Raw genomic sequence first — 9620 nt, forward strand, 5'->3', positions numbered from 1 at the left:
CTCTCGGAAAACGGGTATCGGAATCCTCGTTTTACTCCAGGAGGCTTACTTCCGCGGCCCTTCCATAGTATCTAGTCGACGATACGCGCCTCAACAGTTAAACGGCTCAGCAGCCGCTCCAGCCGCACGCGCTGGGGAGGTACAAGCCCGGGCGACGTACTAGCCTTGACCACCCGCGCACGCCAGTAGGTTCGGCCGAACAGGGAATCGGCCGCCTCTCCGGCAAGGACGCGCTCAAGATGCTCGATCTCAACGTCGAGGCTTCTCGGCGTGAGCGTTGTAAGCTGACCTAAAACTAGGTTCATATTTTTATATATCTCTTAGGTTCATCTTTGCGACGGGGGCCCCGAACTACATCCCGTCGTGCTGCCGGCCACTTACCGCGCCGGTCCCTGCGTCGGCGGCGGCTGTGTCTTGTCTTACTGCGGCTGGATGTTTGCCGCCTGCTCGCCTTTGGGTCCTTGCTTGATGTCGAAGGTCACCTTCTGGTTTTCGGCCAACGACTTGAACCCTTCTGCGCAGATCTCAGAGAAGTGCGCGAAAAAATCGTCGCCTCCGTCATCCGGCGTGATGAATCCGTAGCCCTTCGCGTCGTTGAACCACTTCACAGTTCCCGTTGCCATGCTCGCTTCCTTACAAATAGATGTCGTGGTCGACGAGGATAGCAGCCGCAGCCGCGCAACGGTATGACGTTCGACAAATAATTTATCAGTCTGATAACGGCAACGAAAGACTTACCGGGTGCAACGGTCGCGTTCTCGGGAAAGGAACGAACGAGCGGGCGGAAACGGACGTGGTTAGCGATCTTCTGCGGGCACAGCGTGCGGCGGGAATCTTCTGTCCTCCTGCTTGGGTCCTTGCGCGGCCGAGTGGCGTCTTCTATAACAAGGGAAATAATCGGTTCGGAGAAAAAGAATGCCCCAGGCACAAGCCAATCCCGAGTCGTACCATCCGATCATCTACATCCGCGGGTTCGCAATGAACCAGTCGGACATAGACGAGACGACAGCCGACCCTTTCTGCGGCTTCAATGTCGGTTCAACCGTCTTCCGTGCGCGCCCCAGTCCATCACCGCCAGCCCGGTTTGTCTTCGAGTCGCCAGTCATGCGGCTCGTGTCCGACCATGGCTACGCCAATGTGATCACGCAGGGCACCGACTTGACCACGCCGGGCTTCAACGCCCCCATACCACGGCGCTCTGTCGTCGTTCACCATTACTACGACCAGGCCTCAGCGCTCTTGGGCGACGGGCGAGTGCCGCCGATCGACAAGTTCGCCCAAGATCTCGCCTCGCTGATAGAGCGAATGCAAGCGCTTGTTATTGTTGGCCCGGACGGATACCAGTCACGTGAAGACTTTCGTTGTTACCTCGTCGCGCATTCGATGGGCGGCTTGGTCGCGCGAGCCTTTCTCCAGAACCGCGCCTTCGACCCGAACAACCTGTACAAGAAGGTTCTGAAACTCTTCACCTATGCGACGCCACACAACGGCATCGACGTCCTCGGCATGAATGTTCCCTCCTTTTTGCGCACGCACGAGATTGATACGTTCAGCCGCGGCACGATGTCCAAATATCTCAATCTCGTTCAGCGGTATAAAGCGACGGAGTCGGTAGCGTGGATGCCGCAAGAATGCCTTGCTGCAAGCAAGATTTTTACGTTCATAGGTACGAATCGTCAGGATTATGAGGTCGCCTTCGGCTTGTCCAGGACCTTCGTCGGCAAGGGCAGCGATGGCCTTGTGAAGATTCAGAACGCGGACCTCGCCGGCTACGACAACGCGGGGATCGTCGAGCCTTGCGCGAAGGCCTTCGCCTTTCGCAGCCACTCGGGCTTTTTCGGTATCGTGAACAGCGAGGAGGGCTATCAGAACCTGCAACGGTTCCTCTTCGGCACCTACCGCGTGGACGTATGGCTCGACGTCAACGACGTCAAATTACCGCCAGGGAAACTTGCCGACGCTGACGCGAATGGGACGCTCGACGCGACGTATCCGGTCGAAGTATTGATCTCGCTTCGAAACAAGCCGTGGTATCTCACGCGCCGCGTCGCAGTGGAAGACTCGGCCGCCGTCTTCGAGCACAAGGCGTTGCGTGAAGCCGGCGGCCGAACGCCCGCCGTCCAGAAGCTGCTGTCTACCGTGTTCATGGCCGACTGGGGCAAACGCAATCCCAACGATCCAACCGTTGCCTATCGTCTTCAGCTCAGCGTCCTGATGCCCGATTTTCAGGTCAGCGGCGCAGACGCCTCCGAAGGTCAGTACGAAGGCAGCAAAATTTTTAGCGGCGCAGTGATTATTGTGCTGACAACGGACACTGTTCCGTGGACCGCGAAATACTACTGGGAGAGTGACGCTCCAGGGTCGACCGCGCCGCCAGTGCAGCGCGACCTCGCACTGACTCCGGTTGGACCGGCTGGCTCGGGCAAGTTTTCCGCGACAGTTCAGGTTTCCAGCGGGCACCCCGTCAATCTGGACGCTCAGGTGCGCTTCGAGATCAGCGCATGGCAATAGGTTGCGCCCCGACAAATCCGACGGTTGTTGCTGCGGTTCTTCAGTTTTGGCGCTTGCGACCGGGTTAGTGGTTTGCAATATCGGAACAGGACGACATCAATGGGCGGGACTATCGGTGTGAAGGACTTGATTGCCCAACTGCTTGAGCGCGGGATGGCGATGCAAACTTTCTGGGGATTTTATATTACGGTTTCTCTCGGATTGGTGGTGTTTTTTGGCAATGCGAAACACCTTAAGCAGCCGAAAGCAGTCGCAGCGATTGTCTCGCTTATGTTTATTGCATTCGCATGGGTGAACCTCGGTGGCATGTTCGCAATCTCATCTCAGCGAGGATTTCTTTATGAAGTTCTTCGCTCTTTAGGGGATCCTAAGACGTCGACATTAACTTCGCTGGATTTGAAAGTCGCTAACGGTTTTCTGGATCTCGCCGAACCGGATTCGCCGTACAAAGTCCTTATCTTCCATATCTTCTCGGATCTTGTAGTGCTGGTCACGATTTGGTTCTTCACCTTATCGCGACCAGTTGAAGAACCGGAAGTTATTGGATCATGGCGAGCCATGATGCGCCGTCCGCCGCTAACTCAGAAGCGCCTTTCCCGCACACCTCGCAGGAAGCTGTAGAGTACCCAACTTCAGGCCCAATGTCGAAATCCGTCATCGACTTGTTCTTCTCGTTGAGTTAAGTGAAAATTCCGGCTCGCCGTCGGCAGGTCGCCCAAGAGATGCTGTCCGGCGCGGCCAGGTCTGCTGCATGGAAAAGCACACGCAACAGGGTTCTGGTGCAAATAGGTAAGCGGGTTGAGAAGTTTTCTATAGAAAGGATAACTTATCGAGCAGACAGGACCGCATTCCATACGGCTGGCACAGCGGCACCCTTGAGGCCGAGCTTCGCAAGATCGAACTGGCCCTTGCGAATGCGATGCGTCAGCACGATGCCTGAAATCGCGGTCGCGGCGCTCCCGAACCGTTTGAATCCAAGCATCACGTTCGTTCTGGATTTGATATGGCGGTGGTCCTGCTCGACCAGGTTATTCAGACATTTTGAGGACCGGACCTTGGTGTCTTCAGGTAGCATGCCATCGGCCTTCATCTCGCGCACCGCGCGGTGCGAAGCGGTGTAGCCATCGAGCGTGACGGTCTCAGGCGACTGTCCCTGATGCCTGATGGCCTTGCTGAAAAAAGCTTTGGCCGCAGCCACGTCACGCCGCGCCCTGAGCATGAAGTCCACCGTCTGGCCGGTCCGATCCACCGCCCGATACAGGTAGACCCACCTGCCGCGAATCTTCAGGTAGGTCTCGTCGACATGCCACGAGCGACCCGCAGGCGTAACGAAGCGGTTCCAGCGCTTGACGAACTCGGGCGTAAAACGCTTCACCCAGCGCAGGATCGTCGTGTGAGCCAGCGACAATCCCCGTTCGGCCATCATCTCGACCAGATCGCGCAGGCTGAGCTTGTAGTGCAGGTACCAGCGAACACACAGAATGATGATATCCCGATCAAAATGGCGTCCATTGAACAACTCCTCCAGGCTCTTCAGCTTGCTCATTGCGGGTCATCAGTTCGTTTTGCTCCGACAACTCTAACCGATTCGCCGGCGCTATTTGCACCAGAGCCTAGATTACTTCCTTCCCACGCGATCCGCCATTTACGCGGTGGCGGCATTTCAGAAGGCGAGCGGGACGCACTCCAGCGGGAAGCCAGCAGTCCCGTCTCTCAGCCAGATCACTCCGTCAGTACGGACAAGCACACAGCGTTGCGCCTTGCCATATGTCAACAAGTTCAGATTCGAAAGGGCGGGCAATGTGGCCCGTCCGCGCGTTATTGAATGAAACGGTCCTCGGCAACTGGCGAGGCACCGCGACGGGGGACATGTTCGCCGTACTGATACGGGAGCAGCTGATGCTCGATGCGGTGCCGGAAGGAATGGTCGGTGTCATTCGGTCAACGCTCAAAGTGCATCCATGGACGTCGGCTGAGGCCGTTCTGCCGGTCCGGGAAGGCCGGCACGAATACCCGGACTGCTCCGTTACCTCCTTTGACTGTCGACAACGCGACCGTCGCCAATGGGTCGAAGGCGTGTGAAAACAGCTTTCCTACAACTGCAGGTTTGAGTCGGCCAAGCCGATCGATCGAGTCCTGCGGGTCGGACCCGTTAAGGAAGCTCTGCAGAACCCCCTCTCGTAGTAACGATAAGGAGTACTATTACGGAGCAACGACTTGGAAGCATCACGATGACGCAACTTCATCTCGGCTTGAACCTGTCAACCAAATGCACGCGTAAGCGGCAGTTTCTGGACGAGGGTGTGTGAAAACGCATTGATCGCCTACACTGAATCAACTCACTGAGACCGGGTGACTCATGAAGCGATTCGTTGAAGGCGATGACCGCAAGCAGGTTTCACTTCTTCCCGAATGCGTCGACGACTATATAGGACAGGACAACCCGGTCAGGATCGTGGACGTCTTTGTCGACGAATTGGATCTTGAGGAACTCGGATTCGGCAGCGCTACGCCCGCCACCACGGGGCGCCCGTCATATCATCCGAGTGTGATGCTCAAGATCTATATTTACGGCTATCTGAATCGCATACCTTCCAGCCGGCGTCTCGAACGTGATTGTCAACGCAATATCGAGTTGATGTGGCTGACGGGACGCTTGGCGCCAGACTTCAAGTCCATCGCAGACTTTCGCCGCGACAACGGTCCAGCTATTCGCAACGTGTGTCGCCGTTTCGTCGAGTTGTGCCGAGGGCTGAAGCTGCTCTCCGGCGATACAGTGGCCATCGATGGCAGTAAGTTCAAAGCTGTGAACAGTCGTGACCGGAACTACACGGAAGGCAAGATCGACAAGCGTCAGCAGCAGATTGAAGAAAGCGTGCAACGCTACCTCGACGCGATCGAAAGCGCAGACCGCACCAGCCCAACAGGTTTCGATGTGAAGACGGTGCGCTTGCACGAGAAGATCGCCCGCTTATGCCAACAGATGCGAGAGCTCGAGCAGATCCGAAAGCAGCTAAAAACCCAACCGGACAAACAGCTTTCTCTCACAGATCCGGATTCGCGCTCGATGACCAGCGGTGGCAAAAGAACCGGAACAGTGGGCTACAACGTTCAGGTCGCCGTGGACGCAAAGCATCATCTGATCGTTGAACACGAAGTGACGAATGTCGGAAGCGATCACGGACAACTTAGCGGAATGGCGATTGCGGCAAGAAGGACGATGGGCAAGTCTCGATTGAAGGTTCTGGCCGATCGAGGTTATTTCAGCGGTCCGGATATCCGAGCGTGCGAACTGGCAGGTATCACGGCGTATGTCCCAAAGCCGCTCACATCAGCGTCAAGAAAGAAAGGCCTTTTTACCAAGCGCGACTTTATCTACGTTGCAAGGCACGATGAATATCGATGCCCCGCCGGCGAACGTGCGATTCGTCGATTCACGACAGTCGAACACGGCATGAATCTTCAAGTTTACTGGTCCAGCGCATGCCCGCATTGTCATTTAAAGGAGCGATGTTCGCCCAGCGACTATCGCCGCATCCGACGATGGGAGCACGAACGCAGACTCGAAGCCATGCAGCGACGGCTCGATCGGAAGCCAGATGCAATGACTATCCGACGAAGCACTGTCGAGCATGTTTTCGGTACGCTCAAGCAGTGGATGGGTGCGACACACTTTCTGACGCGGACGCTCAAGCGGGTGAGCGCCGAGATGAGCCTTCAGGTGCTGGCCTACAACCTCAAACGCGTCATAAACATACTCGGAGTCGCGAGAACCATGAGGGCCATGAAGATGGTCGGAAGCTGAGGCCCGAGGGGCCTGTCTTTTCGCATATGACGTTTGGATGATGGCCGTCAGGTTTACCGAAATACTCACTGGGCAGGCCAATCGAACTCATCCTTGCGGCAAGAAAGCAGTTTTCACACACCCTCGGACGAGATGCGACGAGTCGTGCCATGGTCGAGGCTGATTGCATTGATCGAACCGCATTATCCGAAGGGGAAGACCGGTCGTCCGCCATTTCCGGTAGCGACGATGTTGCAAATTCACTTCCTCCAACAGTGGTTCGGTCTGTCGGACCCAGCGATGGAAGAAGCCCTCTATGACGTCCCGCTGTATCGCGAATTCGCAGGCCTTGATGGCGGGATGACCCGTCTTCCAGACGAAACGACTATCTTGCGGTTTCGGCACTTGCTCGAAGCGCATGGCATCGCTGCGCAGATTCTGGCAGTCGTCAATGAATTGTTGAACGAAAAGGGACTGATGCTTAAGGCGGGCTCGGCTGTCGACGCTACGTTGATCGCAGCGCCCAGCTCGACCAAGAACGGCTCGGGCACACGCGACCCCGAGATGCAGTCGACCCAGAAAGGCAGGAATTGGTACTTTGGCATGAAGGCGCATATAGGCGTGGACGCAGAGTCAGGCATCGTTCACACGGTCATCGGCACGGCGGCTAACGAGCACGACATCAATGCGGCCCTTGCGTTGTTGCACGGTGAAGAGACGGATGTTTACGCTGACGCCGGATACCAGGGCATCGAAAAGCGTAAGCAAACGGGCTCGGCTCGATGGCATGTCGCGATGCGGCCCGGCAAGCGAAGGAAATTGAACTTGAAGGATCCTCTCGATGCGATATACGACAAGATCGAACGATTGAAAGCCGGCATTCGTGCAAAGGTCGAACATCCGTTCCGAATCCTCAAGCGACAGTTTGGTTACTTGAAGACGAGATACCGGGGGCTGGCGAAGAACACCGCTCAGATCACCACATTATTTGCGTTGGGAAATTTATGGATGATGCGCAAGGCGCTGCGCAAAGCGTAGAACACACCGCAGGTTGAACACCCTTTCGTCCTCTCGATGAGAGGTCACAAAGTGTGGGCCCATCGCCTCTGACACTGACAAACCGTTCTGAGCGAGAAAAATCTGCTCAACGCCTACATGGTGCGCAGGTCTTTGAACCGGGTTCTGCAGAGCTTCCTTAACATGCCCCATCGCGGGCTAAGAAGCCCTTCAGGGCCTCAGCTTGCAGCTATTTTCATTGCTTTATTGTCCCGGAAACTCCAAGTATTTTCATGAGGCGCTTCAGGTTGTACGCCAATACCTGAAGACTCATTTCAATGCTTACCCGTCGGAGCGTCCTGGTCAGGAAGTGGGTGGCAGGAACCCATCCAGTGCTTGAGCATACCGAACACGTGTTCAACGGTGCTCCTTCGAATGGCCATTGCATCAGGCTTGCTATCGAGCCGACGCTGCATAGCCTCCAGTACATGTTCGTGCTCTCATCGTCGGATGCGACGATAGTCGCTGCGAGGACATCGCTCCTTGAGATGACACTGCGGGCACGCGCTCGGCCAGTACACCCGCAAATTTATGTCATGCTCAACGGTCGTGAATCGAAAAATCGCTCGCTCTCTCGCGGGACATCGATACTCACCGTTCCTTGCAACGTAAACGAAATCGCGCTTGGTAAAGAGCCCTTCCTTCCTTGATGCCGAGGTAAGTGGTTTGGGGATATATGCCTTGATCCCGCCAGTTCGCACCCACGGATATCCGGGCCGCTGAAGGATCCACGGTAAGCCAGCACCTTCAGGTTCGGCTTGCCCATCGCACTCTTCTCCGAGAACGCCATCCTGCTGCGTTGGCCGCGATCGCTTCCAATATTCGTCGCTCGTGTTCAACGATCAAATGATGCTTCGTATCTACGACGGTCTGGACGTCGTAGCCGACGGTGCCGGTTTCCTTGCCACCGCTGGCCATGGAGCGAGAATCCGGGTAGGTAAGCGACAGTTGTCTGTCCGGTTCTTTCTTCAGCTGCTCTTTGATCTGCTCGCGCTCACGCATCCGCTGTCGCAGCAGCGCGATTTTATCATGCAGGCGCACGGTCTTCAGATCGAAACCTATCGGGCTGGTCCGGTCTGCTGATTTAATCGTGTCGAGGTATCGCCGGACGCTTTCCTCGAGCTGCTGCTGGCGCTTGTCGATTTTGCCCACAGTGAGTTTCTGTCACGGCCGTTCGCAGCCTTGAACTTGCTACCGTCGATGGCGGTCATGTCGCTGGATAGCAGGAATATTCTCTGCCGTTCCCGTCCTCGCATGGAGTTGCCGCCGTAAAAAATTCAGTAGAATTCGAATGGCGGCAAGGAAGAGTCAACGCTGATTTGTTACCCAGATCACGCAAACCCCCAGAAAACAGTCAATATTTTTTATTAGCCGTCTATTATCGACTCAACGAATAACGCGGGACGTCCCGCATCAGACATTGAGTGAGAGAACATGGCGAGCAAGAAGAAACAAGATGCAGTGACCGTGACGGAATACTTTGACGCACAAGTTGCCCTTCGCCAGATCACGCTCCAACAGTTGAGCAAAGACATCGGCGGTGTTCTCAAGCCAAACATGCTCTCGATGATCCGTCAGGGACACACCAAAATTCCCCTTCAGCACATTGGTCCGATCGCTCGAGCCCTGTGCGTTGATGCTTTGTTCTTGCTCAAGATGGCAATGAACGAATACCAACCCGAAAACTGGAAGGCTATCCAAGACATCATGGGCAGCCAGCCGGTGCTGACCCGCAACGAGATTGCCCTTCTTAAGGCGATTCGTGAGGCGAACCCGAACAACCCGAAGCTCAACACTGAGGCTGACGAGAAAGAGTTCGCTGCGGTGGTCGCTGCTTTGAATGGTGACAACAACGGCTGAAGTGGCATTGAGCCTGTCCTCCCCTGTTCGATCAAGGCCGGTCTGAACATGAGCGCTACACAGACCATCACGGAAAACTTAGAAGTGCGGACCGCATCATATCGCGGGGGCGTCGTCGAGATGCGCACAGGCGAACGCCTCGCCGTGTTCCTCAACGAGAACCAGAACACGGGATTTCGCTGGGCCCTGGAAGGCGAGACGGAACTGTTCGAAGTCGAGGTCAACCGTTACAGCGCCGTTTCCGCGTACCTGGGCGGCGAGCGCGAGCGGCACGTACACGAGAAATTCCACCTCGCCTATCCCGACGGCGTAGGCTGCTGTGATCGACTCCTTGTCGGGTAGCAGCGGCGCATCACTGCGCCGCCGCCCCCTGAGAACCGGACGTGCGGGTCACCCCGCATCCGGCTCA

9 protein-coding genes and 1 pseudogene are annotated in these 9620 nt (G+C 56.2%); 7 read left to right on the plus strand and 3 right to left on the minus strand.

Going from position 1 to position 9620, the window contains the following annotated elements; all coding sequences use genetic code 11:
* Nucleotides 1–419 precede the first annotated feature (419 nt).
* Nucleotides 420–623 carry a cold-shock protein gene (locus tag AWB78_RS40025; RefSeq protein WP_062612512.1) on the minus strand — a complete coding sequence of 68 codons (204 nt, stop codon included), beginning with the start codon at nucleotides 621–623 and terminating at the stop codon, nucleotides 420–422.
* Between the two features lie 292 nt (nucleotides 624–915).
* Here AWB78_RS40025 and AWB78_RS40030 point away from each other — a divergent pair, with 292 nt between their 5' ends.
* Nucleotides 916–2511, plus strand: coding sequence for an esterase/lipase family protein (locus AWB78_RS40030; RefSeq protein WP_062612514.1), 1596 nt, complete (start codon nucleotides 916–918; stop codon nucleotides 2509–2511).
* Between the two features lie 99 nt (nucleotides 2512–2610).
* On the plus strand, nucleotides 2611–3132 hold the full coding sequence (locus tag AWB78_RS40035) for a hypothetical protein (protein WP_062612516.1): 522 nt from the start codon (nucleotides 2611–2613) through the stop codon (nucleotides 3130–3132).
* A gap of 205 nt (nucleotides 3133–3337) precedes the next feature.
* Here the strand turns inward: AWB78_RS40035 and AWB78_RS40040 are convergent, their stop codons facing one another.
* The gene (locus AWB78_RS40040; RefSeq protein ID WP_374729525.1) at nucleotides 3338–4048 is read right to left on the minus strand and encodes an IS6 family transposase; all 711 of its coding nucleotides are present in this window, start codon (nucleotides 4046–4048) and stop codon (nucleotides 3338–3340) included.
* Nucleotides 4049–4380: 332 nt separating this feature from the next.
* On the opposite strand from AWB78_RS40040, the gene AWB78_RS40045 reads away from it, so the two are divergent.
* From AWB78_RS40045 to AWB78_RS40055, 3 genes are all read left to right on the plus strand, one after another.
* The gene (locus tag AWB78_RS40045) at nucleotides 4381–4593 is read left to right on the plus strand and encodes a hypothetical protein (protein WP_157697803.1); all 213 of its coding nucleotides are present in this window, start codon (nucleotides 4381–4383) and stop codon (nucleotides 4591–4593) included.
* Nucleotides 4594–4870: 277 nt separating this feature from the next.
* Nucleotides 4871–6316 carry an IS1182 family transposase gene (locus tag AWB78_RS40050; protein ID WP_062612522.1) on the plus strand — a complete coding sequence of 482 codons (1446 nt, stop codon included), beginning with the start codon at nucleotides 4871–4873 and terminating at the stop codon, nucleotides 6314–6316.
* Nucleotides 6317–6409: 93 nt separating this feature from the next.
* Nucleotides 6410–7333: an IS5 family transposase gene (locus tag AWB78_RS40055; RefSeq protein WP_062612524.1), complete on the plus strand. Its 924-nt coding sequence runs from the start codon at nucleotides 6410–6412 to the stop codon at nucleotides 7331–7333.
* A gap of 214 nt (nucleotides 7334–7547) precedes the next feature.
* Here the strand turns inward: AWB78_RS40055 and AWB78_RS45580 are convergent.
* Nucleotides 7548–8577, minus strand: a pseudogene (locus AWB78_RS45580) (transposase); the annotation flags it as partial.
* Between the two features lie 208 nt (nucleotides 8578–8785).
* On the opposite strand from AWB78_RS45580, the gene AWB78_RS40065 reads away from it, so the two are divergent.
* Nucleotides 8786–9211, plus strand: coding sequence for a hypothetical protein (locus AWB78_RS40065; RefSeq protein ID WP_062612527.1), 426 nt, complete (start codon nucleotides 8786–8788; stop codon nucleotides 9209–9211).
* Between the two features lie 48 nt (nucleotides 9212–9259).
* On the plus strand, nucleotides 9260–9553 hold the full coding sequence (locus AWB78_RS40070; protein ID WP_062612529.1) for a hypothetical protein: 294 nt from the start codon (nucleotides 9260–9262) through the stop codon (nucleotides 9551–9553).
* Nucleotides 9554–9620 lie beyond the last annotated feature (67 nt).

It is taken from the genome of Caballeronia calidae, assembly GCF_900044055.2.
Lineage (GTDB): Bacteria > Pseudomonadota > Gammaproteobacteria > Burkholderiales > Burkholderiaceae > Caballeronia > Caballeronia calidae.